General features: G+C 60.2%; 19 protein-coding genes and 7 tRNA genes. 4 read left to right on the top strand and 22 right to left on the bottom strand.

What is annotated here, in order from left to right:
• Nucleotides 1–10: 10 nt before the first annotated feature.
• The 9 genes from AO388_RS01565 to leuC form a co-directional block, all read right to left on the bottom strand.
• Nucleotides 11–820, bottom strand: a complete 810-nt coding sequence (locus AO388_RS01565) for an IclR family transcriptional regulator (RefSeq protein ID WP_058415978.1) — start codon at nt 818–820, stop codon at nt 11–13.
• 79 nt (nt 821–899) lie between these two features.
• Entirely contained in the window at nt 900–2,210 is a 1,311-nt protein-coding gene (locus AO388_RS01560; RefSeq protein WP_058415977.1) for an MFS transporter, read from the bottom strand.
• A gap of 325 nt (nt 2,211–2,535) precedes the next feature.
• Nucleotides 2,536–3,684: a galactonate dehydratase gene (dgoD, locus tag AO388_RS01555; protein WP_003366667.1), complete on the bottom strand. Its 1,149-nt coding sequence runs from the start codon at nt 3,682–3,684 to the stop codon at nt 2,536–2,538.
• Between the two features lie 69 nt (nt 3,685–3,753).
• Nucleotides 3,754–4,389: a 2-dehydro-3-deoxy-6-phosphogalactonate aldolase gene (locus AO388_RS01550; protein WP_003433123.1), complete on the bottom strand. Its 636-nt coding sequence runs from the start codon at nt 4,387–4,389 to the stop codon at nt 3,754–3,756.
• Nucleotide 4,390: 1 nt separating this feature from the next.
• The gene (locus AO388_RS01545) at nt 4,391–5,395 is read right to left on the bottom strand and encodes a 2-dehydro-3-deoxygalactonokinase (RefSeq protein ID WP_003433124.1); all 1,005 of its coding nucleotides are present in this window, start codon (nt 5,393–5,395) and stop codon (nt 4,391–4,393) included.
• 179 nt (nt 5,396–5,574) lie between these two features.
• Nucleotides 5,575–6,687, bottom strand: a complete 1,113-nt coding sequence (asd, locus tag AO388_RS01540) for an aspartate-semialdehyde dehydrogenase (protein ID WP_002552957.1) — start codon at nt 6,685–6,687, stop codon at nt 5,575–5,577.
• A 70-nt stretch (nt 6,688–6,757) separates the two neighbouring features.
• Nucleotides 6,758–7,840, bottom strand: coding sequence for a 3-isopropylmalate dehydrogenase (gene leuB, locus AO388_RS01535; RefSeq protein WP_003366657.1), 1,083 nt, complete (start codon nt 7,838–7,840; stop codon nt 6,758–6,760).
• A gap of 150 nt (nt 7,841–7,990) precedes the next feature.
• Nucleotides 7,991–8,632, bottom strand: a complete 642-nt coding sequence (gene leuD / locus AO388_RS01530) for a 3-isopropylmalate dehydratase small subunit (protein WP_003366655.1) — start codon at nt 8,630–8,632, stop codon at nt 7,991–7,993.
• 10 nt (nt 8,633–8,642) lie between these two features.
• Nucleotides 8,643–10,067 carry a 3-isopropylmalate dehydratase large subunit gene (gene leuC / locus AO388_RS01525; RefSeq protein WP_058415976.1) on the bottom strand — a complete coding sequence of 475 codons (1,425 nt, stop codon included), beginning with the start codon at nt 10,065–10,067 and terminating at the stop codon, nt 8,643–8,645.
• A 145-nt stretch (nt 10,068–10,212) separates the two neighbouring features.
• On the opposite strand from leuC, the gene AO388_RS01520 reads away from it, so the two are divergent.
• Nucleotides 10,213–11,085, top strand: a complete 873-nt coding sequence (locus tag AO388_RS01520; protein WP_003433130.1) for a LysR family transcriptional regulator — start codon at nt 10,213–10,215, stop codon at nt 11,083–11,085.
• Between the two features lie 66 nt (nt 11,086–11,151).
• Nucleotides 11,152–13,344 (top strand): putative bifunctional diguanylate cyclase/phosphodiesterase, encoded by a 2,193-nt coding sequence (locus tag AO388_RS01515; protein ID WP_058415975.1) that lies wholly within the window; start codon nt 11,152–11,154, stop codon nt 13,342–13,344.
• Nucleotides 13,345–13,410: 66 nt separating this feature from the next.
• Here the strand turns inward: AO388_RS01515 and AO388_RS01510 are convergent, their stop codons facing one another.
• From AO388_RS01510 to uvrB, 12 genes are all read right to left on the bottom strand, one after another.
• A complete protein-coding gene (locus AO388_RS01510; RefSeq protein WP_003316521.1) occupies nt 13,411–13,854 on the bottom strand; it encodes an Hsp20 family protein in 444 nt (147 codons plus the stop codon).
• A 129-nt stretch (nt 13,855–13,983) separates the two neighbouring features.
• Complete coding sequence (locus AO388_RS01505; protein ID WP_054081902.1) at nt 13,984–14,949, bottom strand: tRNA dihydrouridine synthase; 966 nt, start codon at nt 14,947–14,949, stop codon at nt 13,984–13,986.
• 29 nt (nt 14,950–14,978) lie between these two features.
• Nucleotides 14,979–15,440: an acyl-CoA thioesterase gene (locus AO388_RS01500; protein WP_054081903.1), complete on the bottom strand. Its 462-nt coding sequence runs from the start codon at nt 15,438–15,440 to the stop codon at nt 14,979–14,981.
• Nucleotides 15,441–15,966: 526 nt separating this feature from the next.
• Nucleotides 15,967–16,042, bottom strand: a tRNA-Glu gene (locus AO388_RS01495).
• A gap of 46 nt (nt 16,043–16,088) precedes the next feature.
• Nucleotides 16,089–16,164, bottom strand: a tRNA-Ala gene (locus tag AO388_RS01490).
• A 51-nt stretch (nt 16,165–16,215) separates the two neighbouring features.
• Nucleotides 16,216–16,291, bottom strand: a tRNA-Glu gene (locus AO388_RS01485).
• An 88-nt stretch (nt 16,292–16,379) separates the two neighbouring features.
• Nucleotides 16,380–16,455: transfer RNA gene (locus AO388_RS01480), tRNA-Ala, on the bottom strand.
• 138 nt (nt 16,456–16,593) lie between these two features.
• A tRNA-Ala gene (locus AO388_RS01475) sits at nt 16,594–16,669 on the bottom strand.
• Nucleotides 16,670–16,720: 51 nt separating this feature from the next.
• Nucleotides 16,721–16,796, bottom strand: a tRNA-Glu gene (locus AO388_RS01470).
• 46 nt (nt 16,797–16,842) lie between these two features.
• Nucleotides 16,843–16,918: transfer RNA gene (locus AO388_RS01465), tRNA-Ala, on the bottom strand.
• Between the two features lie 148 nt (nt 16,919–17,066).
• Nucleotides 17,067–18,548 carry a glutamate--tRNA ligase gene (gene gltX / locus AO388_RS01460; protein WP_058415974.1) on the bottom strand — a complete coding sequence of 494 codons (1,482 nt, stop codon included), beginning with the start codon at nt 18,546–18,548 and terminating at the stop codon, nt 17,067–17,069.
• A 383-nt stretch (nt 18,549–18,931) separates the two neighbouring features.
• Nucleotides 18,932–20,947 (bottom strand): excinuclease ABC subunit UvrB, encoded by a 2,016-nt coding sequence (gene uvrB / locus AO388_RS01455; protein ID WP_058415973.1) that lies wholly within the window; start codon nt 20,945–20,947, stop codon nt 18,932–18,934.
• Nucleotides 20,948–21,349: 402 nt separating this feature from the next.
• Between uvrB and AO388_RS01450 the strand changes: the two genes are divergently transcribed.
• Nucleotides 21,350–22,546, top strand: a complete 1,197-nt coding sequence (locus AO388_RS01450) for an amino acid aminotransferase (RefSeq protein WP_003366639.1) — start codon at nt 21,350–21,352, stop codon at nt 22,544–22,546.
• A 223-nt stretch (nt 22,547–22,769) separates the two neighbouring features.
• Nucleotides 22,770–23,081 (top strand): hypothetical protein, encoded by a 312-nt coding sequence (locus AO388_RS01445; protein WP_003366637.1) that lies wholly within the window; start codon nt 22,770–22,772, stop codon nt 23,079–23,081.
• Nucleotides 23,082–23,133: 52 nt separating this feature from the next.
• Here the strand turns inward: AO388_RS01445 and pvdQ are convergent, their stop codons facing one another.
• Nucleotides 23,134–25,467 carry a bifunctional acylase PvdQ gene (gene pvdQ / locus AO388_RS01440; protein WP_063613796.1) on the bottom strand — a complete coding sequence of 778 codons (2,334 nt, stop codon included), beginning with the start codon at nt 25,465–25,467 and terminating at the stop codon, nt 23,134–23,136.
• Nucleotides 25,468–25,588: the final 121 nt, after the last annotated feature.

Here is a 25,588-nt window from a genome sequence, read left to right as displayed (position 1 = left end):
CGACTGCCGATCAGCCGCCGAGATCGGCCGAGAGTTCCGCTGCGATGGTTTTGATCAGCGGAACCAGCTCGGCCATCTTCTCCAGCGGCATGTAGGGCACGGTACTGGCGACACTGATGCCGGCAACGATCTGTTTGCTGGCATCACGTACCGGCGCTGCAACACAACGGATCGACGGTTCGTTGTCCTCCAGATCGAATGCATACCCCCCTTGTACATACTCCTCGCGCCGCGCCTTCAACTGCTCCCAGGTTTGCTGCTCATGAGCAGGCCATAGCGGATTTCTACCTGTGCTCGGCATGCTGATTTCATACAGCCGTTGCCACTCGGACTGAGCACTGTCCAGCAGCAGCGCCTTGCCGATACCGGTGCGCACCAGCGGCATCCGATGCCCGACCCGCGAACGCATTTCCGGACCATTGCGACCGGGATTCTTGTGCAGATAGAGCACGTCGTCCCCTTCCCGCACTGCCAGATGCACGGTATCGCCGGTCAGCTCCGACAAGCGATCCAGATACGGCCGGGCGAGCATCGCCAGGGGCACCTCTTCACGCGCCTGAAACCCCAGCTCGATCAATTTCGGGCCAAGCAGATAGCCCACCTGAGGAACGACCCGCAGGTAACGCTCCTCGACCAGGCAACTGGCCAGGCGGTGCGTGGTACTGCGCGTGGTGCCGATCAGCCGGGCGATCTCCTTGAGGTCCCGTGCGCCACCGGCAACCGCCTGCACCACCCCCAGCCCGCGCAGCAAGGTCTGAGTCCCGGTGGGTACGGAATCCTTGCCGATGATTTTTTCAGGGGTGATCGAATCGTTGTGCATGAGAGGCCTTGCTCGGATCAAAAGGGTTCGGATCGAAAACCGGCGGCATTATCGCCGCCTGAGTCCAGAGGCGTCGACATCAGAGCTCGATACGCTCCACTTTCCCTACCAGCAGGATGTACGACAGCGCGCCCAACAGTGCCAGGGCCGAAATGTAGGTGATGGCAGGCGCGAACGAGTCTCCCGATGCCAGAAAGCCGATCACGATCGGGGTGGCGATGGCTGAGAGGTTGCCGATGAAGTTGAACGTGCCACCGGTCAGGCCCAGCAGGCGCGCCGGTGCCAGGGTCGAGACCAGCGACCAGGTGATCGACGCCAGGCCGTTGCCGAAGAACGCCAGCGCCAGAAAGGTGATCACCAGCGGCGTCGAGTCGACGAAGTTGGCACCGATGATCGAGGTCGAGATCAGCAGCCCGGCAATGATTGGCAGCTTGCGCGCAAAGCCTACGCTATGCCCGCGGCGGATCAGCCAGTCGGAGAAGAAGCCCGAGCACAACACACCGACAAACGCGGCGAGGAACGGCAACGACGCCAGCAGGCCGGACTTGATGAAGTCCATGCCCCGGTATTTCACCAGGTAGGTCGGGAACCAGGTCAGGAAAAACCACAGCGTGGAGTTCAGGCAGAACTGCCCCAGGTAGATGCCCCACAGCTTGCGTTTGCTCAACACAATGCCCAGGTCCAGCCAACTGAACGCCTGCTTCTGTTTTTCGACATCCTTCTGGATGTCCACCAGCCCGCCGCCCTCCTGGATCAGCTCGATTTCCTGCTGATTGACGCCTTTGAAATCACGTGGCTCGCGATACACCGTGTACCAGATCACCGCCCACAGCACGCCGACTCCCCCTGTGACGACAAACACCATTTGCCAGCCGTAGTGCGCCTGCAACCAGGCCAGCACCGGGGTCAGAAACGCCAGGCCGACGAACTGCCCGGAGGTATAGACGCCGATGGCAGTGGCCCGCTCGCGCTCGGGAAACCAGGTGGTGACTACGCGGCTGTTGATCGGATAGGCAGGTGCTTCCAGCGCGCCGACCGCCATGCGCAGTACGAACAGGGCGATGAAGCTGGCGGCGAAGCCGAGCATGATGGTCGCGATGGACCACAGCAGCAGGGCTGCGGTGTAGAGAATGCGTGGCGGCACGCGGTCCACCAGCCAGCCACCGGGCAGTTGCATGGCGGCGTAAGTCCAGCCGAACGCAGAAAAGATCAGCCCGACATGCACCGGGTCAAGGCCCAGTTCGGAGGTCAGCGCTGGTGCGGCAATCGACAGGTTGCTGCGGTCCAGGTAGTTGATCACCACCGTGATGAACAGCAGCACCATGATAAAGAAACGTTTGCGGGACGGCGTCACCAGGGATGCCGCACCCTCCAGAGTTCGAGTGCGCATGGAATGTAGCCTCTTGTTGGATTTATTGAGGTCTGTGTTTCGATATAACTGAGCTGAAGGCACGCCGGTTCTCGTTCCCGCGCAGAGCGCTCATCGTTATGCACCAGTGCGCTTTTGATTCTGGCCAGAGGCCGTGGGAGCGAACGTGTTCGCGAAGACATTGTTCAAACGAAACATTTTCAGAGAACACGTCGGCCTTGTCGCGAACACGTTCGCTCCTACGCCCTGCGGGCAGAAGCCTGAACGCCCATTTTCCGGGCTCTTCAGGGCTTATGTATGGCGATGAGCGCAGGGCGCCGAAACGATGGTTAGCGGAGTTGTTGTTCTACCACTCCGCAAAACTGCCATCCGCATGCCGCCAGATCGGGTTGCGCCAGCGGTGGCCGATGGCGGCGCGTTCGATGACGTACTCTTCGTTGATCTCGATGCCCAGGCCGGGGCCGTTGGGGATCTTGACCATGCCTTGGTCGTAGTCGAAGACTTCCGGGTGCTTGACGTAATCGAGCAGGTCGTTGCTTTCGTTGTAGTGAATACCCAGGCTCTGCTCCTGGATGAAGGCGTTGTAGCAAACCGCGTCCAGTTGCAGGCACGCTGCCAGCGCGATAGGCCCCAGCGGGCAATGCAGCGCCAGCGCGACGTCGTAGGCTTCGGCCATGTTGGCGATCTTGCGGGTTTCGGTAATGCCACCGGCGTGCGAGGCATCGGGCTGGATGATGTCGACGTAGCCTTCGCTCAACACGCGCTTGAAATCCCAGCGCGAGAACAGCCGTTCGCCCAGCGCAATCGGCGTACTGGTCAGCGGTGCCAACTCCTTCAGTGCTTCATAGTTCTCGCTGAGCACCGGCTCTTCGATGAACATCAGCTTGTAAGGGTCCAACTCCTTCATCAGCACCTTGGCCATCGGCTTGTGAACCCGGCCATGGAAGTCCACACCAATGCCGACATTCGGCCCAACGGCATCACGCACAGCGGCCACGTTGGCCAGCGCCAGGTCGACCTTGTCGAAGGTGTCGAGAAACTGCAGCTCTTCGGTGCCATTCATTTTCACCGCAGTAAAACCGCGCTCTACCGCCTCCTTCGCGGCGCGTGCCGTATCGGCGGGCCGATCACCGCCGATCCACGAATAGACGCGAATCTTGTCACGTACCTGACCGCCGAGCAGGTCACTGACCGACACCCCCAGCGCCTTGCCCTTGATGTCCCACAATGCCTGATCGATGCCGGCCAGCGCACTCATGTGGATCGCGCCGCCGCGGTAGAAGCCGCCGCGGTACAGCACGGTCCAGATGTCCTCGATGTTGCGCGGGTCCTTGCCGATCAGGTAGTCGGAAAGCTCTTCCACCGCAGCAGCAACCGTGTGCGCGCGGCCTTCGACCACTGGCTCGCCCCAGCCGACAACGCCCTCGTCGGTCTCGACCTTGAGGAAGCACCAGCGCGGCGGAACGATGAACGTGGTGAGTTTGGTGATTTTCATGGGTGCGGTTTCTCTTGTTGATTCTCTTGTTGGATAGCGGCTGCTGCACGGCGGCGTCTGCTGCGCCGTTCAGTCTGCAAGCGCTGCGCTGTGCTGCTTCCAGGCCGCCACATAAGCCTGGGCACGCTCGGTGACATCTGCGACGCTCATGCCGGGTTTGAACAGCCCGGAGCCCAGGCCAAAACCCTTCACGCCGGCGTCGAGAAATACCTTCATGTTGTCCGGCGAAATCCCCCCGACCGGCAGCAGAATCGTGCCCTTGGGCAGGACAGCCAGCCACGCCTTGACCACCGCCGGCGACATCTGCTCGGCAGGAAACAGCTTGAGCACATCAGCGCCTTCGGCCAGCGCGGCAAAGGCTTCGGTCGGCGTCGCAACCCCTGGCGACAGGAACAGCCCGGCCGCCTTGGCCGCACGCAGCACCTTGACATCGCTGTGCGGCATGACAATCACCTGCCCGCCGGCGTCCTTGACCTGAGTCACCTGTTCAGCGGTGAGCACGGTGCCAGCACCGATCAGGCAATCGGCAGGCAACTGCTGACGCAACAGGCGGATGCTGTCGAACGGTTGCGGGGAGTTGAGCGGCACTTCGATGACCCGAAACCCCGCCTCGTACAGCACATCGCCCATGGCAGGCGCTTCTTCGGGGCGCAGGCCGCGCAGAATCGCGACCAGACCATTTTCTTTCAATGCTTGCTTGAGCATGTCAAACCTCTCGAATGTGTTGGGACGAGCGGCGCGCGATCAGGCCGGCCTGAACGGCGACCTGCCAGAGGCCGCGCTCGGTCGCCTGCTCGGCCAATGTCACCCCGGGAAAGCCACAAACGGCCAGCCCGCGCGCATAGCGCGTGCACAGCGAATCGCTACCGATGAGGATCACCGCAGGCAATTGTTCGTGGTTGTGCAGATGCAGCCTGGCGATGGCGCCCAGTTCATGGCCAATCAACAGGCCGGAAAGATAGTCAGATTGCGCACTGGCAGCCAATTGCCCGGTCAGGCCGAGCGTTCGTGTGCTGAAAATCGTCGACAGCGGCCCCGCAGAGCCCGCGTCGGCAAGGGCAATCGACAAGCCGCGGTCAAACGCCTGCTCGTCGAACGCCTCCGAAGGCTGCATGGTGCGTCCCAGAATGGTGTGCGCGCAGAGCGCGGCGTAGACCTCGCCGGTCATGAAGGTATCGAAGTGAACGATGCGACCCCGTTCTACCTGCACCCATTTGGAGTGGCTGCCGGGCAGACCGATCAGCAGAGGCTGGCTGCCCTGCCCGTCTTCGCGCCCTGCCAGCACACCCAGCACCTGGGTTTCTTCGCCACGCATGACGTTGGGCAGGGTCGAGCGCTGCAGGACGCCGGGGATGATGTGCACCGTCACGCCGCGCACGCTGCGCACCGTCTGCAACGCTGCGCTCAGCTCATTGACGCTGGCCGGCGTTTCCCGGTAAGCCGCCTCGCGCCAGCCCTGTGCGCTGCCGACCATGCCACAGGCAATCACCTGCAGGTCCGGCTGGGCATCGAGCCAGTCGCCGCACGCCTGGTCAAAGGCCAACTCGAAACCGTCACTGCAGAACTGCCCCGCGATCAGCCGCGGCGTGGTCGGCAACTGCATGATGCCCGCGCTCAATGCGCGCTGTTCCAGTACCTGGCCGTGTTCGCCAAGTCGATAAGCACGAAGTGAGGTTGTCCCCCAATCGAGCGCGATCAATTGCGCCTGCATTGCGTCACCTGTTGTTTTTTTGGAAGTGAGTGCAGGACGACTATAAACCTGTTGTTACACTTATCTCAATATGTAAATTTCAATCCCATATATAGGGATTAAGGGCGATCAATCAAAAGTATCAGGCATTAAAAAACCCGCCTTCCTTTCGGAAAGCGGGTTTGCTGTAAAACCGAGCCTCAACGCTCCAGCAGGATTCTCAGCATGCGACGCAGCGGCTCCGCAGCGCCCCACAACAGCTGGTCACCCACGGTAAAAGCGCCCAGGTACTGCGAACCCATGTTCAGTTTGCGCAAGCGCCCCACGGGAATGCTCATGGTCCCGGTCACCGCCGTCGGGCTCAGCTCATGCATGCTGGCTTCGCGATTGTTCGGCACCAGCTTGACCCACGGGTTGTGCTGGCTGATCAACCCTTCGATGTCCGCAATCGGCACATCCTTGTTGAGCTTGATGGTCAGCGCCTGACTGTGGCAGCGCATGGCGCCGATGCGCACGCAGATGCCGTCCACCGGGATCGGGCTCTTGAAGCGACCGAGGATCTTGTTGGTCTCGGCCTGGCCTTTCCACTCTTCGCGGCTCTGGCCGTTTGGCAGCGCCTTGTCGATCCACGGGATCAGGCTGCCCGCCAGTGGCACACCGAAGTTCTCGGTAGGGAACGACTCGCTGCGCATGGCTTCAGCCACCTTGCGGTCGATATCCAGAATGGCGCTGGCCGGGTTGGCCAGATCATCGGCCACCGAGGCATGTACCGCGCCCATCTGCCTGATCAGCTCACGCATGTTCTGCGCGCCGGCGCCGGAGGCTGCCTGATAGGTCATGACATTCATCCACTCGACCAGACCGGCATCGAACAGGCCGCCCAGCCCCATCAGCATCAGGCTGACGGTGCAGTTGCCACCGATATAGTTCTTGGTGCCCGCGTCCAGTTGCTGGTCGATAACCTTGCGGTTGACCGGATCCAGCACGATGACCGCGTCATCCTGCATGCGCAGGCTGGACGCCGCATCGATCCAGTAACCCTGCCAGCCCGCTTCGCGCAGCTTGGGGAACACCTCATTGGTGTAGTCGCCACCCTGGCAGGTCAGCACCACGTCCAGGGTTTTCAGCTCGTCGATGCTGTAGGCGTCTTTCAGGGGCGCAACATCCTTGCCCACCGAAGGCGCCTGGCCACCGACATTGGAAGTAGTGAAGAACACCGGCTCAATGAGATCGAAGTCCTGCTCTTCCCGCATCCGCTGCATGAGCACGGAACCGACCATGCCACGCCAACCGATCAGACCTACACGTTTCATCGCAACTACACCTTGAATAAAAGTGGGACCGCCGCTCTGCGCGTACACAGCAGGCGGCGGGCCAGAGAGATTACAGATTCCGCAGCGCGGCGACTACCGCATCGCCCATTTCCTGCGTACCGACTTTGACTTTGCCTTCCGACCAGATGTCGCCGGTGCGGATACCCTGATCCAGAACCAGGCTGACAGCCTTTTCGATGGCGTCGGCCGCATCGGTCAGATTGAAGCTGTAACGCAGCATCATCGACACCGACAGAATGGTCGCCAACGGGTTGGCAATGCCTTTGCCGGCGATGTCCGGCGCCGAGCCGTGACATGGCTCGTACATGCCTTTGTTGGCCGTGTCCAGCGAGGCCGACGGCAGCATGCCGATGGAGCCGGTGAGCATCGACGCCTGATCGGAGAGGATGTCGCCGAACAGGTTGTCGGTCACGATCACATCGAACTGCTTGGGTGCACGCACCAGTTGCATGGCGGCATTGTCGACGTACATGTGGCTCAGTTCGACTTCAGGGTAATCCTTGGCGACCTGCTCGACGATTTCACGCCACAGCTGGCTGGACGCGAGTACGTTGGCCTTGTCCACCGAGCAGAGCTTCTTGCCACGCACCATGGCCATATCGAAACCGACCCTGGCAATGCGGCGGATCTCGCTTTCGCTGTACGGCAGCGTGTCGTAGGCCTGACGCTCGCCATTATCCAGCACCCGCGTACCGCGTGGCGCACCGAAGTAGATACCACCGGTCAGCTCGCGAACGATCAGGATATCCAGGCCGGCGACGATTTCCGGCTTCAGGCTCGACGCGTCGGCCAGTTGCGGATACAGGATCGCCGGACGCAGGTTGCCGAACAGGCCCAGTTGCGAACGGATTTTCAGCAGACCGCGCTCAGGACGGATGTCACGCTCGATGGTGTCCCATTTCGGGCCGCCGACTGCACCGAGCAGCACGGCGTCGGCCGCACGGGCACGATCCAGGGTTTCATCGGCCAGCGGCACGCCGTGCTTGTCGATGGCCGCGCCACCGATCACGTCGTGGGTCAATTCAAACCCCAGTTGATACTTTTCGTTGGCCAGCTCCAGCACCTTGACCGCTTCGGTCATGATTTCCGGACCAATACCATCACCTGGGAGAATCAGAATCTGCTTGCTCATAACATCCTCGATTTTGTGCATCGGCGTCTTTGACAACGCCTGCTTGAAACGCTCAATACCACAGAAAATTTAGCGTCCGGCCAAAACACTTTTGCCAGCAAGGCGCAATTGCACCTTACTGGCAAACATGCAGCATCCGCTGTTGATCGATCAGTCGCGGAACAGCCATGGCTGGCTGGCGCGGTGCCTGCTCTCGAAACCGGCGATTGCCTCAGCGTCCATCAGCGTCAGGCCGATGTCATCCAGGCCATTGAGCAGGCAATGCTTGCGGAACGCATCGATTTCGAAGCTTAGGACCTTGCCATCCGGACGGGTCACGGTCTGCGCCTGCAGATCGATATTCAACTGATAGCCGGGCGTGGCTTCCACCTGCTTGAACAGTTGATCGACGTCTTCTTCGGACAGGATGATCGGCAACAAGCCGTTCTTGAAGCTGTTGTTGAAGAAGATGTCCGCGTAGCTCGGCGCGATGATTGCGCAGAAACCGTACTCTTCCAGTGCCCACGGGGCGTGTTCGCGGCTGGAGCCGCAGCCGAAGTTTTCCCGGGCCAACAGCACGCTGGCACCCTGGTAACGCTCGTGGTTGAGGACGAAGTCAGGGTTCAACGGACGCTTGGAGTTATCCTGGTAAGGCTGCCCCACGTCCATATAACGCCATTCATCGAACAGGTTCGGGCCGAAGCCGGTGCGCTTGATCGACTTGAGAAACTGCTTGGGAATGATCTGGTCGGTGTCGACATTGGCACGATCCAGAGGAGCGACCAGGCCATGATGCTGGGTAAAGGCTTTCATAGAGGACTCCTCAGTGCTGGATCAGGTCGCGAACATCGATGAAACGGCCATTGACCGCAGCGGCAGCGGCCATTGCCGGGCTCACCAGATGCGTCCGGCCACCGGCCCCCTGACGACCTTCGAAGTTACGGTTGGAAGTCGACGCGCAGTGCTCGCCGGACCCCAGGCGGTCCGGATTCATCGCCAGGCACATGGAGCAGCCCGGTTCGCGCCATTCAAAGCCAGCATCGATGAACACCTTGTCCAGCCCTTCCTTCTCGGCCTGCTCCTTGATCAGCCCCGAGCCCGGCACCACGATGGCCTGCTTGATGGTCGTGGCCACCTTGCGGCCCTTGGCAACATCGGCCGCAGCACGCAGGTCTTCGATACGCGAGTTGGTGCAGGAACCGATGAATACCCGGTCCAGCTGGATATCGGTAATCGGCTGATTGGCTTTCAGGCCCATGTACTTGAGCGCACGCTCGATGGAGCCACGCTTGACCAGATCCGGCTCTTGCGCAGGGTCCGGCACGTTCTGATCGACCGCCAGGACCATTTCCGGCGAAGTGCCCCAGCTGACCTGCGGCTTGATCTGTGCGGCATCCAGCCTGACCACGGTATCGAACACAGCGTCCGGGTCGGACACCAAGTCCTTCCAGGCTTCGACAGCGAGGTCCCACTCCGCGCCCTTGGGTGCGAACGGACGGCCTTTGACGTACTCGACGGTCTTCTCGTCGGTGGCCACCATGCCGACCCGGGCACCCGCTTCGATGGACATGTTGCAGATGGTCATACGGCCTTCGATCGACAGGTCGCGAATCGCGCTGCCGGCGAACTCGATGGCGTAACCGTTACCGCCTGCCGTGCCGATCTTGCCGATCACCGCCAGAACGATGTCCTTGGCCGTCACGCCGAAGGGCAATTGCCCTTCGACCGACACCAGCATGTTCTTCATTTTCTTGGCGACCAGGCACTGGGTGGCGAGCACGTGCTCGACCTCGGAAGTGCCGATGCCGTGGGCCAGCGCACCGAAGGCGCCGTGGGTAGAGGTGTGCGAGTCGCCGCAGACCACGCTCATGCCTGGCAGGGTTGCACCCTGCTCCGGGCCGATCACGTGAACGATGCCCTGGCGCGGATCATTCATCTTGAATTCGGTGATGCCGTATTCGTCGCAGTTATCGTCGAGGGTCTGCACCTGCAAGCGCGACACCTGATCCTCGATGGCACCGATGCCACCCTTGCGTTCGGCCGTGGTCGGCACGTTGTGGTCAGGCGTGGCGATGATCGAGTCGATCCGCCACGGCTTGCGCTTCGCCAGCCGCAGACCTTCGAACGCCTGCGGCGAGGTCACTTCATGGATGATATGGCGGTCAATGTAAATCAGCGCCGAACCGTCGTCGCGCTGTTTGACCAAATGCGAATCCCAGAGCTTGTCGTAGAGCGTTTTCCCGGCCATCGGACGTACTTCCTCATCAGCTTGTTTCTATGCCTTGGGCAATCGTTGCGATGACCCCTTGGCTTGTGCGGTCATCCTATGGAATATGCTTAAATAACTCAAATTCATAATTTTCATACTTTGGATAACCAACTGGAATCCGACCATGGACCTGGCCAACCTCAATGCCTTTATCGCCATCGCTGAAACGGGCAGTTTCTCCGGGGCAGGCGAACGCCTTTACCTGACCCAGCCGGCCATCAGCAAACGCATTGCCGGTCTGGAGCAGCAACTCAACGTACGCCTGTTCGATCGCCTGGGCCGCGAAGTCAGTCTGACCGAGGCCGGACGCGCCCTGTTGCCGCGCGCCTACCAGATTCTCAACGTGCTGGATGACACACGCCGGGCCCTGACCAACCTGACCGGGGAAGTCACCGGGCGGCTGACTCTGGCGACCAGCCACCACATCGGCCTGCACCGTTTGCCGCCGATATTGCGCGCCTTTACCCGCACTTACCCGAAGGTTGCACTGGACATCCAGTTCCTGGATTCGGAAATTGCTTATGAAGAAATTCTTCACGGGCGCGCCGAGTTGGCAGTCATTACACTGGCGCCCGAGCCGCATACGCTGATCCGCGCCGTGCCCGTCTGGGACGATCCGCTGGATTTCGTCGCGGCCCCCGAGCACCCGCTGGCCAACAGCGGCCCGATGAAGCTGGAGGATATTGTGCGCTATCCGGCGGTATTTCCCGGCGGTAACACGTTTACCCATCATATTGTCAGCGGATTGTGCGAGGCTCAGGGCCTCAAGCCCAACATCGCGATGAGCACCAACTATATGGAGACCATAAAAATGATGGTTTCCATCGGCCTGGCCTGGAGCGTTCTGCCGCGCACCATGCTCGACGAACAGGTGGCGCGCATCCCGCTGCCGGGCGTACAGCTCAATCGCCAGCTAGGCTACATCCTGCACACCGAACGCACGCTCTCAAATGCGGCACGGGCATTCATGAAACTGCTCGATGCGCAGACACAGTGAACAGATGCTGCAGCAGGCCGCAGGCAGATCGCTCTGGCCGCCCTATCGATCAAAGGCTCGGATAACATGCCCAACCCACCGGATAACGCCGTGCCGAATGTTGCCGCACAGTCGGTCTCTGCTAGGTTGCCGCTGACAGACGCAGAGCGGATCCTGCAGGAAACCCGTGATCGCCTGGAGCTGGCACTGGAACTGGCGCAAATGGGCACCTGGGATCTGGATATCGTCCGCAACCGGCTGCAAGCCTCAGCACGCGCGGCGCTGCTGCACGGCATGCCGGCAATGCCCTTCAATGAGTCTGGCGGGCAGTTCTTCGGCAGCCTGCCCGGCGAAGAACGCCGCCGAATGCGCGCGCTCTATGCCGCGGCGCTCGAAACCGGGCAGGACTGCCTGCAAGTCACTTACCGGTTCCGGCTGAAAAACGGCACGTCACGCCTGCTTGAGAGCCGCGCGCGGATTTACCGGGATGAACAGGGCCAGCCCGTCAGGCTGTCCGGCACACTGCTGGACATTACCCAGCAGTGTGCTCAGGTCGCACTGGAGGCCAGCGAGGAGAAATTTGCCAAGGCGTTTCATTCAAGTCCCGACTCGATCACCATCACTGAAATCGACTCGGGCCGCTATGTCGAGGTCAACGATGGCTTCAGCCGCCTGACCGGTTTCAGCGCCCAGGAAGTGCTCGGCCGTACAGCGCATGAAGTCGGCATCTGGACCGACACCTTGCAGCGCGAACACATGCTTGAAGAACTGCGCCAGAAAGGCCGCGTGCATCATCGTGAAATGAACGGGCGAGACAAGCACGGTGCGCCCCTGGTGCTGGATATATCGGTCGAGTTCATCACCCTGAACAACACCGCCTGCCTGCTGATGAATGCCCGCGACATCGGCGAACTCAAAAATGCCCAGGCGCAGATCCAGCACCTGGCTTATCACGATCCACTGACCGGGCTGCCCAATCGCGCGCTGTTGCTCGACCGCCTCAGCCAGCAAGTGTCGCTGCTCCAGCACCAGAATCTGCGCGGCGCCCTGTTGTTTCTCGATCTGGACCATTTCAAGCACATCAATGACTCGCTCGGCCATCCGGTAGGCGACAGCGTTTTAAGCATCATCGCCGCGCGCCTGGAAGCCAGCGTGCGCCAGGAAGACACCGTGGCACGCCTCGGCGGCGACGAATTCGTGGTATTGATCTGCGGCCTGGAAGGCTCGCAGGACGAGGTCACCCGGCAAGTCCGGGAGCTGGCCGACAACCTGCGCAACCTGCTGGCCGAGCCGATGTTTCTCGACGGCCATCGTCTGCAGGTCACGCCGAGCATCGGCGTGGTGCTGATTCCGGATGATGGCCTGACCCCGGCCGATCTGCTCAAGCGCGCCGATATTGCCCTGTATCGGGCCAAGGATTGCGGGCGTAACGCCTCACAGTTTTTCCACGTATCCATGCAACAGGCCGTCAGCCAGCGCCTGCGCCTGGAAAATGACTTGCGCCTGGCGCTGACCCGCAACGAATTTCACCTGCACTTCCAGGCCCAGGTCGACTGTCGTAACGAATACATCACAGGGGCCGAGGCCCTGCTGCGCTGGCAACACCCCGAATACGGCCTGCTGGCGCCCGATCAGTTCGTGCAGATACTTGAAGAAAGCGGGATGATTCTGGAGGTCGGCAGCCATATTCTGAACGAGGCCTGTAAAACCGGTGGCCTGCTGTTAAAGCAAGGGCTGATCCCGGAAAACAGATTCCTGATGGGCGTCAATATCAGCCCGCGACAGTTTCTGCAGCACGATTTCATCGAGCGCGTGGAACGCAGCCTGACCCTGCATCAGTTGCCTGCATCCATGCTCAAGCTGGAAATCACCGAAGGTATCGTCATCCAGAACCTGGACGACACCATCCTCAAGATGCTCAGCCTCAAGGCACTGGGCGTCAGCTTTGCGATGGACGACTTCGGCACCGGCTACTCGTCCCTGACCTATCTCAAGCGCTTACCGGTGGATACGCTGAAGATCGACCAGTCCTTCGTCCAGGACGCTACCAGTGATCCCAACGACGCAGAAATCATCCGTGCCATCGTCGCCATGGCGCAGAGTCTCAACCTGAACGTGATCGCTGAAGGCGTTGAAACCTCAGAGCAGTTGGCGTTTCTGGAAAAAGTCGGCTGCTACACCTATCAAGGCTATCTGTTCAGCGAACCGCTGCCAGGCCCGCAGTTCGAGTCCCTGCTGGAGCTCAGGGGGCCTGCGCAGCAAACCGCACATCAGGACTGAAAAAAGGAAGGCGCCCCGCAGGCGCCTTCCCCGTTACATGCCGCTGACTCAACATCACCTGTCGGATCAGTTTTCCAGCGCTTTCTGGCTATTGAGCGGAATGCGTTTTGGTTTCGCTTCTTCCGGCACGTTGCGCACCAGGTCAATATTCAGCAGACCGTGAGACAGATCGGCCCCTTTGACTTCGATATTGTCCGCCAGCCTGAATGACAGCTTGAATTCACGCCGGGCAATACCCTGATGCAGATACGTCACGTTTTCGGCTTCTTGCTCGCGCTTGTTGCCGATCACGGTCAGCACACCTTTTTCAACCTGCAACTCGAGATCCTGCTCTTGCATGCCTGCTGCAGCAATCACGATTCGATAATGGTCATCGGTGTGCCGCTCGACGTTGTAGGGCGGATAGCCGCTGGTTGTCTCATTTCGCGCCGCCGACTCGAAGAGGTCGTTGAAGCGGTCGAATCCCACTGAGTTGCGAAACAGTGGAGCCAGAGAAAATGCAGTAGCCATAACAATTCTCCTGTTTATCAGCGAGTGGTTTACGCGACCCGTGTTCGGCATCGCTTGATCACCAAAGTAGGGACAGCCATTCGCTTTTCAAGAGACTTTTTTCAGGATTTTTTTGGCCGTTCGTCGGGATCAGCTTCTGGGTAAGCAACCGGGCGCGCAACCCAGCAATACGCTGATGCGATTGCAGTCGGTTTCGCGGCGCAATGTATTGAACATGAGAGTCGCCTCGGGGTAGCTTTTGGTCAGCAGCACCAGCCACTGCTTGAGCCGGCCCGGCGCCTGAATCAGTGTCATCTTCGCCAGACAGTCCTGCCAGAAGACCCGCAGCATCGGCTGCAACTCGTCCCAGGTCATGGGCACGACCTCTTCGCCCTTCTGCGCTGCAGCGATCTGCCGGGCCAGATCAGGACGCGCCACCAGACCGCGACCGATCATGATGTCCCGCGCACCGCAGATTTCACGGCAACGGCGCCAATCCTCAACGGTCCAGATTTCCCCGTTGGCGACCACCGGGACATTGACCACTTCCTGGATGCGCGCAATCCACTCCCAGTGCGCGGGAGGCTTGTAGCCGTCGACCTTGGTGCGCGCATGAACGACGATTTGCTCTGCCCCGCCGTCAGCCAGCGCTCTGGCGCAGTCCAGCGCGCCATCGGTGTTTTCGTACCCCAGGCGCATCTTGGCGGTAACGGGGATAGGTCTGGGCACGGCACGGCGCACCTGGCTGACGATCGAGTGCAGCAGTTCCGGCTCCTTGAGCAGGATTGCGCCGCCCCGCGAGCGGTTGACGGTCTTGGCCGGGCAGCCGAAGTTGAGGTCCAGCACGGGTGCACCCAACTCGCAGGCGAACGCGGCGTTTTCGGCCAGGCACACCGGGTCAGAGCCCAGCAACTGAAGGCGCAACGGCGTGCCTGCGTCAGTTTTCGCGCCCTGGTGAAATTCCGATGCGTACTTGTAGAAGTAATGCGCTGGCATCAAACGCTCGGACACCCGGATGAATTCGGTCACGCACCAGTCGATGCCGCCGACTTTCGTCAGCACATTACGCAGGATGTCGTCGACCAACCCCTCCATGGGCGCCAGAGCAATTTGCATGGGTCACACTCGAAAAAAAGTCCGGCAGTTTACTGCCCGGCGTGCGGATTGGGAACGGCGCTGTCAGAGATGGCTGCGCCGTAGCCCTCGATGAACTCGGCAGGCATACGCTTGGGCTTACCAGTGGACAGTTCGATGCAGACAAAGGTGGTTTGCGCGCGCAGCAAGGTCAGGTTGTCGGCAGGACGCTTGAGCTGAAAGCAGCGGGTCATTTTCAGGCGGCGATCCCAGTCGACGATCCAGGTCGCCAATTGCAGCTCGTCGTTCTCGTAGGCGCTGGCAAGGTAGTCGATCTCATGCCTGACCACCGCCATCGCCCGATCCAGACGCCGGTATTCGGTAAGGTCCAGCCCGAGGAACTGCGAATGACGCCAGGCACAGCGCTCCAGCCAGGACACATAAACAGCGTTATTGGCATGCCCCAGCCCGTCGATGTCTTCGGCGGCGACGTTCAGATCGATGACAAACGGCGTTGCCCGGTCCCAGACCATGCGTGCTCCTGCTTGAGTGGATGTAATTGGCGGGAGTGTAGCGGGTCATGGCGCGCGTTCACACGCGTTGGCATGAAAAGCGCCCCTCCGAACGCCTTTTGCTCTTCACGCTACAGCGCTCAGAGTCATACACAAGTCTGGATAAGCCCGGATAAAAGGCCTGAAACCGTACGTGCAGACTGGACACAGACCTGTGGGAGTCAGCTTGCTCACGAAGACGATGCATCCAACCCCTATTTCCTGGGGGCTATACCGGCCTCTTCGCGAGCAAGCTCGCTCCCACAAGATTTGTGTATAACCAAGAGGGCTACAGCGCGAGGATGTAGTTCGCGGCGCACTGCGTTGCGAACACATAGAGGACGCGGAGTGTCCTGAACGGCATGCCAACGCAGTATCGGCACGAGAGTCGGTTACAGTTGAGTGTGGCAATAGATAAAAACAGAAAGGAAGGATTTTTCAAACCCTGAAAAAACAAAAGGGCCATTCAATAATCGAATGACCCTTGGTCCCGCAGAGCGGGAAATCGTGGCGTCCCCTAGGGGACTCGAACCCCTGTTACCGCCGTGAAAGGGCGGTGTCCTAGGCCACTAGACGAAGGGGACACAAAACCTTCAGTCAGGTTCATCGAACGATGAACCCTGGCAAAATTGGTGGAGCTTAGCGGGATCGAACCGCTGACCTCCTGCATGCCATGCAGGCGCTCTCCCAGCTGAGCTAAAGCCCCGGATTTACGCCTCTCGGCGGAGATCAACCTTCCGGCATCCCTCGGTGAAACTGGCGTCCCCTAGGGGACTCGAACCCCTGTTACCGCCGTGAAAGGGCGGTGTCCTAGGCCACTAGACGAAGGGGACACAACCTTCTTGCAAAACAAACGGTCGCTGGATCCGCTTGTTTCACATCATTTCAGAGCAGTGTAGCAGCACTCTGAAATGCTAAATTTGGTGGAGCTTAGCGGGATCGAACCGCTGACCTCCTGCATGCCATGCAGGCGCTCTCCCAGCTGAGCTAAAGCCCCGNGTTACCGCCGTGAAAGGGCGGTGTCCTAGGCCACTAGACGAAGGGGACAAAACCTTCTTGCAAAACAAACGGTCGCTGGATCCGCTTGTTTCACATCATTTCAGAGCAGTGTAGCAGCACTCTGAAATGCTAAATTTGGTGGAGCTTAGCGGGATCGAACCGCTGACCTCCTGCATGCCATGCAGGCGCTCTCCCAGCTGAGCTAAAGCCCCGGATTTACGCCTCTCGGCGGAGATCAACCTTCCGGCATCCCTCGGTGAAACTGGCGTCCCCTAGGGGACTCGAACCCCTGTTACCGCCGTGAAAGGGCGGTGTCCTAGGCCACTAGACGAAGGGGACGCAAAACCTTCAGTCAGGTTCATCGAACGATGAACCCTGGCAAAATTGGTGGAGCTTAGCGGGATCGAACCGCTGACCTCCTGCATGCCATGCAGGCGCTCTCCCAGCTGAGCTAAAGCCCCACATCAGTGGACGGGGCGCATATTAAGCGTGAGTGACAGGGCTGTCAAATTTATTTTCTACAATTTGCAAAGTTTTTTGTCGGTAATACAACCACTTACCTTTCAACCCCCGGAAAACCGGGGGCGATTCACAGGAACAGGTAATGCCTCAGGCAATCGAGCCCAGCAGCTTTTCCCATTCCTTGTTTTCTTTCTTGGAAACGCCGCCCAGCAAATCGAGGGCCTGACGCAGGCGGAAGCGAGTCAGGTCCGGGCCGAGGATTTCCATCGCATCGGTCACCGAGACCGAGTTGGCCTGACCGGTGATCGCAGCGAACATCAATGGCATGGCGTCTCGCAGCTTGAGCTCGAGATGCTCGACCACGGCCTGAATGCAGCCCATGATCCGGTCCTTCTCCCACTGACGCAGCGATTCCAGCTTCCACAGGATCAACTGAATCACCTGGCGCACCTGCTCCGGAGACAGCTTCTTGTGTTCGAAGAGCTTCACATCAGGCGTGACGTCACCTGCAAAGAAGAAGCCGGCCAGCGGTGCAACCTGACTGAAGGTCTCTACCCTGCCCTGCACGTGCGGTGCGATCTTCATCATGTAGTCAGGGTTCAGCGCCCAGGTCTTCAGACGCGAGGCAAACTCCTCGACCGGCAGATCACGCAGCCATTGGCCATTGAGCCAGGACAGCTTTTCTATATCAAAAATCGGCCCGCCCAGCGAAACACGCGACAGGTCGAAGTTGTCGACCATCTCCTGCAAGGAGAACTTTTCGCGCTCGTCAGGCATCGACCAGCCCATACGCCCCAGGTAGTTGAGCATCGCCTCGGGCATGAAGCCCATGCGCTCGTAGAAGGTCACCGACGTGGGGTTCTTGCGCTTGGACAGCTTGCTCTTGTCGGGGTTACGCAGCAGCGGCATGTAGCACAGCTGCGGCTTGTCCCAGCCGAAGTACTCGTACAGCAGGATCAGTTTGGGTGCCGATGGCAGCCATTCTTCGCCGCGCAGTACGTGGGTGATGCCCATCAGGTGGTCATCGACGACGTTGGCGAGGAAGTAGGTCGGCAGGCCGTCTGTCTTCATCAGGACCTGCATGTCCATGCGGTCCCACGGGATTTCGACTTCGCCACGCAGCATGTCAGGGACGACGCAGACGCCTTCGGTCGGCACTTTCATGCGGATCACGTGTGGCTCGCCGGCATCCAGGCGGCGCTGGACTTCTTCCTTGGAGAGCAGCAAGGCGCGACCGTCATAGCGCGGGGTTTCGCCCCTGGCCTGCTGTTCGGCGCGCATCTGGTCCAGCTCTTCGGCGGTGCAGAAGCACGGGAAGGCATGGCCCATGTCGACCAGTTGCTGCGCGTATTTCTTATAGATGTCGCCGCGCTCGCTTTGGCGGTATGGGCCATGCGGACCACCGACGTCGGGGCCTTCGCTCCAGTCGATGCCCAGCCAGCGCAGTGCGTCGAAGATCTGCTGTTCGGACTCGCGGGTAGAGCGCAGTTGATCGGTGTCTTCAATGCGCAGGATGAACTCGCCGCCGTGCTGTTTGGCAAAGCAGTAGTTGAACAGCGCGATGTAGGCCGTGCCGACGTGGGGGTCGCCTGTGGGCGATGGCGCGATGCGGGTACGAACGGTGGTCATGGAAAATCCCGAATTAGGTCGATCAAGCGCAGAATGTTAACAGGCCGGGGGCATGAGGCTCCAGCAACAAAGGCAATTGCCCGGACGCCTCTCGTTCCGCAAGCTCCGCGTCCGGAGTTGTAAACAAATTCAGCTGATTATCGTGCCAGTGCTCCGCGTGGGCATGCAGTTCGTGACGCTCTGCGTCACACGGCGGTTTTTCTTTGTCAGGTAAATGGGGGTTCGACTCAGGTCACCTTTTCGCCCCTCGGCGAGTCACTTCGAAGGGGCCAAAGTGACCAAAGCCCCCTGCTCCGTTTCCGGCCCGACTTCGTCGGGATCCTTCGCCCTGACACTGATCCGGGGGTCGCCGCACCGGCATGAGAGGTGGCGTGTCCAATGCTTCAAACCGCCAGCAACCGCTCGCGCAGTTTGCCGATTTCGTCGCGCATTTGTGCGGCGGCTTCGAATTCCAGGTCGCGGGCCAGTTGGTACATTTTTTCTTCCAGTTGGCGAATGCGTTTGTTGATCTCGCTCGGCGAGCGCAGTTCGTTTTCGTAGCGGGCGTTTTCTTCGGCGGCTTTGGCCATGCCTTTGCGTTTTTTGCTGCGCGAGCCGGGGACGGTGGCGCCTTCCATGATATCGGCGACGTCCTTGAACACACCTTTGGGGGTGATGCCATGTTCCAGGTTGAACGCCAATTGCTTCTCGCGTCGCCGCTCGGTCTCGCCGATGGCGCGCTCCATCGAGCCGGTAATCCGGTCGGCATACAGAATCGCCCGACCATTGAGGTTACGTGCCGCCCGGCCAATGGTCTGGATCAGCGAACGGTCGGAGCGCAGGAAGCCTTCCTTGTCGGCATCGAGAATTGCCACCAGCGACACTTCCGGCATGTCCAGGCCTTCGCGCAGCAGGTTGATGCCCACCAGCACATCGAACGTCCCCAGGCGCAGGTCGCGGATGATTTCGACACGTTCCACCGTATCGATGTCCGAGTGCAGGTAACGCACGCGCACCCCGTGGTCGCTCAGGTAGTCGGTCAAATCCTCGGACATGCGCTTGGTCAGCGTGGTGACCAGCACCCGCTCTTCCAGCGCGGCGCGCTTGTGGATTTCCGACAGCAGATCATCGACCTGGGTCAGCGCCGGACGAATCTCGATCTGCGGGTCCACCAGGCCGGTCGGACGCACCACCTGCTCGACGATACGCCCGGCGTGCTCGGCCTCGTAGTTACCCGGGGTCGCCGAGACGAAAATGGTCTGCGGGCTGATCGCCTCCCACTCGTCGAAACGCATCGGGCGGTTATCCAGTGCCGATGGCAGACGGAAGCCGTACTCGACCAGGGTTTCCTTACGCGAACGGTCACCTTTGTACATCGCGCCGACCTGCGGCACGCTGACGTGGGACTCGTCGATCACCAGCAAGGCATCCGGTGGCAGGTAATCGAAAAGGGTTGGCGGCGGCGCACCGGAAGGACGGCCCGACAGGTAGCGCGAGTAGTTTTCGATACCGTTGCAGTAGCCCAGCTCCAGCATCATTTCCAGATCGAAACGGGTGCGCTGCTCCAGACGCTGAGCTTCCACCAGTTTGTTCTGGCTGCGCAGGTATTCGAGGCGCTCCTGCAGCTCGACCTTGATCCCTTCCATCGCCTCGATCAGCGTCTCGCGCGGGGTGACGTAGTGGCTTTTCGGGTAGAAGGTGAAGCGCGGCAGCTTGCGAATCACCTCGCCGGTCAGCGGATCGAACGCCGACAGGCTCTCGACCTCGTCATCGAACAGCTCGACCCGGATCGCTTCCAGATCGGATTCGGCCGGGTAGATATCGATCACATCACCGCGCACCCTGAACGTCGCACGGGCAAAGTCCATGTCGTTACGGGTGTACTGCAGGTCGGCGAGGCGGCGCAGCAAGGCACGCTGATCGAGTTTGTCGCCACGATCGATGTGCATGACCATGCGCAGATAGGTTTCCGGACTGCCCAGGCCGTAGATGCACGACACCGTGGTGACGATGATCGCATCCTTGCGCTCCAGCAGCGCCTTGGTTGCGGACAGACGCATCTGTTCGATGTGGTCGTTGATCGAGGCATCCTTCTCGATGAAGGTGTCGGACGACGGCACGTAAGCTTCCGGCTGGTAGTAGTCGTAGTAGGAAACGAAGTACTCCACGGCGTTGTTCGGGAAAAACGCCTTGAATTCGCCATACAACTGCGCCGCCAGGGTCTTGTTCGGTGCCAGCACCAGCGTTGGACGCTTGATCTGGGAAATCACGTTGGCGATGCTGAACGTCTTGCCCGACCCGGTCACCCCGAGCAGGGTCTGGTGCGCGAGCCCGGCGTCGATCCCTTCGACCAGTTGGCGAATGGCCTCGGGCTGATCGCCGGCTGGCTCAAAGCGGGTAACGAGCTGGAACTCGGACATAACTGACCTCTTGAATGGTGCGCGTGTGACGGGGTTCGCGTGAAACCTTCCGCGACCTGACCGCCTCGACGGCACAACTGGAAATATTCGTCGGCGCATGACGGCGCGCAACGACGAAATCATCGCAAACAGCCGTTCCCGCCGGGAAGCAGGCGTGCGATGTTTTGAAGTGATGGCTAATAGATGGAGTCATATATCAGCCTTTCAAGGCACGCACTTAAAGCATTGAGGTTTTAACCGAACGAACGTTCTACAAATATGCGCAAAAACCTGTAAAAAACCCGCCCTGCACTGTCGATCACCGAGGGGATGCTCTCTATACTACGCTCAGTTTGCGCACCGCTTTGGCGCATCGAGCCTCAGCGTGTCCCCTTCCCACTCTTCACCAAGAGCCGCCGCACCATGAGCCTGTTTTCCGCTGTCGAAATGGCACCCCGCGATCCGATCCTGGGTATCAACGAAGCCTTCAACGCCGACACCCGCAGTACCAAGGTCAACCTTGGCGTGGGCGTCTACTGTGATGAAGACGGGCGCATTCCCCTGCTGCGCGCCGTGGCCGAAGCCGAAAAGATCCGCGTGGCCCAGCATGCGCCGCGTGGCTACCTGCCGATCGACGGTATTGCCGCCTACGACCAGGCCGTGCAAAAACTGTTGCTGGGCGCTGATTCGCCGCTGATCGCCTCGGGCCGTGTGCTGACCACCCAATCGGTCGGCGGCACCGGCGCACTGAAGATCGGTGCCGACTTCCTCAAGCAGTTGCTGCCCGATGCCGTCGTCGCCATCAGCGACCCGAGCTGGGAAAACCACCGCGCGCTGTTCGAAACCGCAGGCTTTGCGGTGCAGAACTACCGCTACTACGACGCTGCCACCCACGACGTGAACCGTGCCGGCATGCTCGAAGACCTGCACAACCTGCCGAACAACTCGGTAGTCGTGCTGCACGCCTGCTGCCACAACCCGACCGGTGTCGACCTGAGCCTGGATGACTGGAAAAAAGTGCTGGAAGTGGTCAAGGCCAAGGGCCACGTACCGTTTCTGGACATGGCCTATCAAGGCTTCGGTCAGGGCATTCAGGAAGATGCCCTGGCAGTGCGCCTGTTCGCCGAGTCGGGCCTGACCTTCTTCGCCTCGAGCTCGTTCTCCAAATCACTGTCGCTGTATGGCGAACGCGTCGGCGCGCTGTCGATCATTACCGAATCGAAGGAAGAAACCACTCGCGTCCTGTCCCAGGTCAAGCGCGTGATCCGCACCAACTATTCCAACCCGCCGACCCACGGTGCGATCATCTCCGCTGCGGTGCTTAACGACCCTGCGTTGCGTGCAATGTGGGAAGAGGAACTGGGCGAAATGCGTCTGCGCATCCAGGGCATGCGCAAGGCGATGGTCGAGCGCCTGGCTGACAACCCGGCCGGTCAAGACTTCAGCTTCGTCGCGCGCCAGTGCGGCATGTTCTCCTACTCCGGTCTGACCGCCGAACAGGCCCAGCGCCTACGCAGCGAGTTCGGTATCTACGCGCTGGACACCGGGCGTATCTGCGTGGCCGCGCTGAATCAGAAGAACATCGACGTGGTGTGTGACGCGATCAAAAAAGTGCTCTGACTGCGCTGAAGCGCACTGGTAGAAGCGAACCTGTTCGCGAAGGCTGTTATCCGGTCGATGCATCTCATGCAACGTACGGGCCTTTCGCGAACAGCGCTTATCCAACAGCCTTGCACGCAGCACTTCCCACTGCATCACCATTCGGCAACTGAATCGAACGATCCCCATTACTACTCCTCGAAACTGTGTCAGAACATTTTCTGAAACCGATATCGAGGTACTCATGTCTATCGAACCGCAACGTCAGAAAGAACCGACGCCAAATCAGGACGCACCTGCCAGCCCGGGCCCGGACCGCAACGATCCGGCAATCGAGCCGCAAGTCGGGGATGTAAAACCCGAGACTGAAAAGGGCAATGGCCAGAGCCAGGGCCAGACGCCTTCCCCAAGTCAGTCACAGACTCAGTCGCAGGGCCAGTCAACCAGCGACAGCGCCTACGTGCCTGACCACGAGCCGGAAGAAAAAACCGAGGATTTACGCAATCATCAGCCCACCACTGGCGTTGACGCCGATATCGACACACCGGGCGGCTGATTACCGATAAGCGCATTTGGGCCGCATGGCCCAAACGCTTTTCTTGCCTCTTTCAGCGATCAGGCTCCTCGCTTATCACCTGCACCTCATTCGCAGGATCAGCCTTGATCTGCTGTTCAGTGAACGGCAACGCCTGCCATTGTTTTTTTGAAAATGCGTCAGTCTGGTCGCTTGAATGGGCTGACTGTGGATTGCTCGACTCAGAGAACGCCAGTAAACCCTGCGCCCTTGGGCCGTGCTCGTCGAACGTCACCACCTGCAGGTAGCTGGTGCCACTGACCACCTCGCGCTTGCCGTCCTTGCCTGCCACGGTCTGCATGGCGTTGTAGATGCCAAGCCCGGCCGGACCACCGTGAATCGGGATCTGCTTGCCGCTGATGCTGGACACCTGAATGTCGCCCCATTGACTGCTTGCCGAGAGGCCTGCCTTGGCCACTTCATCCACTGCGGCCCGCATGGCGGCGCGCAATGCAGTGGCGACCTGCGGGTTCTCAATCGCCAGCCCGCTCGGCGTGTGAACCGGGTCGCGCGGGTCGAACGCAACACGCCAGCGCGAGGCAACAGCCTGCATGGACGTCACGATTCTCTGGAAGTACACGAACCCGATGCCACTGTTCAGGTCAGCGCGTCCATCCCAGGCTTTCAGTGCGGTACACAGCGGCGTCAGCCGCGCAGCATCATCACCCAGCTCCGAGGCACAGAACCTGAGCAGATCCGGCAGCACTTGCCCGGCCTGATAGACCTCGTTGTCCATGACCATCGCTTGCAGGTTCTCGACGCTGATCTTGCCCGCCTTCTTCAGGCTGCCCAGCCGATCCAGCGCAAAACGTGCTCGCTGCCCCAGCGGCTGGCTGTCCTGGCTGATCAGCGGCGAAAAGCCCTTCAACGGCGCAGCCGGATTGACCATCCAGGCCGAGTCGTTGGAGTGCTGCACGAAGTCGGTCCGCAATAACTGCGGCTGACGGGAAGAGGGATAAATACCGGCCTGTGCCGCCTCTGCGGAAACCTCCCAGTTGCATTCACTGCGCGAGCCGTCGAGCACGATCAGTTCCGTGCCGATGCGCGGATCACTGCATCGGGCAAGCCAGACGGCGTCGACGTTTGGCACCACCGAGAGGTTCATGTACAGCGCCTGACCCCGCGCATCGACTGCCAGGGTGTTGACCCACGGGATGCCCTGGATCTTGCGCACCGAATCCTGAAACGCCTTGAGGCTGTCAGCCTTGTCCATTGCATACCACTGCTGCAACACACGGTCGTTTTGCAGATTGGCATCACGCAGGCTGAAGGCAAACTTTTCGTCCCAGTCCAACTTGCCCGGCCACTGCACCACCGGACCGAACCTGGACGAATAGACAATGCGTGGCACCGACTTCAGGCTGCCATCGGCTTGCTTCACGTCGACACTCACCTGCTGCTTGTCCATGGCAACCGATTTGCCATCCAGCAGGTAACGGGTGGAATCCTTCGGGTCGAGCTGCAGGCGATGCAGCGTGAAGTGTTTCGACGTGTCGACGGTATGGCTCCAGGCCAGATGCTGATTGAAGCCGATATTGATCAGGGGCAGGCCCGGCAAGGCTGCGCCCATCACGTCGAGCTTGCCGGGAATGGTCAGGTGCATTTGATAGAAGCGCAGGCCGCCAGCCCATGGAAAATGCGGATTGGCCAGCAGCATGCCGCGCCCGTTGGCCGATAGCTCGCGCCCTATTGCCACGGCATTGCTGCCGCGCTCCAGAGCAAACCGCTGGTTGCGCGCAGCAGCCAGTTGCAGCGCCTGAACCTGCTGAGCATTTACCTGCACTGGCTTTTGCAGCGCAGGCGGCGTAGCACCGGCCAGCGCTTCGGCGAACTGCCCCACGCCCCCCTCTACCAGCAGGCGACGGGTCAAGCGCACCAGATCATCGGTACTGATCGGCCGAACCCACTCGGCCGCACAGGGCTGCGGCAGGCCCTTGGCCTTCTGTTCATCGAGCGAGCGGTTGTAACCGGCGACATAGCCCTGCATCAACTGGCGAATCTCCAGCGGCTGCGCATTCCAGAAATCCGCCAGTGCCTGCGGCGTATTGAGCCACTGGAACAACAGGTCGCTGGCCATATTGTTGCGCTGCTCAAGGGTCGCCTTATCGGGGCCAAAATAGCGCGAGCGCTGGCCGTTGACGGTGACGATCTCATTGGCCAGCAGGCACAGGTTGTCCTGCGCATAGGCATAACCGATGCCGTAACCCAGACCGCGCTCATTGGCGGCAACGATATGCGGCACGCCAAAACCGGTTCGCCGGATCTCGGCACTGGCCGCCTGTTTTCCAGGCTCAACCAAGCCTTGCGCAGGGAAAATCACAGCGAACGAAAGACCTGCAAACACAAAACCGCACAGGGGTCTGGACATAATCACGCTGACTCCAACTCGACAAGACGACCCGAATTAGCCGCTCCCGTTAAACGAAGCACGGACGCTGATGTTTAGCCGAAGCGGGTAACCCGTGATCAACGCTAAATTCCTGCTGGCA

This window comes from Pseudomonas sp. ICMP 10191 (assembly GCF_001467335.1).
Taxonomy (GTDB): domain Bacteria; phylum Pseudomonadota; class Gammaproteobacteria; order Pseudomonadales; family Pseudomonadaceae; genus Aquipseudomonas; species Aquipseudomonas cerasi.
Note: the sequence above shows the minus strand (reverse complement) of the source record. Positions and strands in the feature narration are given on the sequence as shown.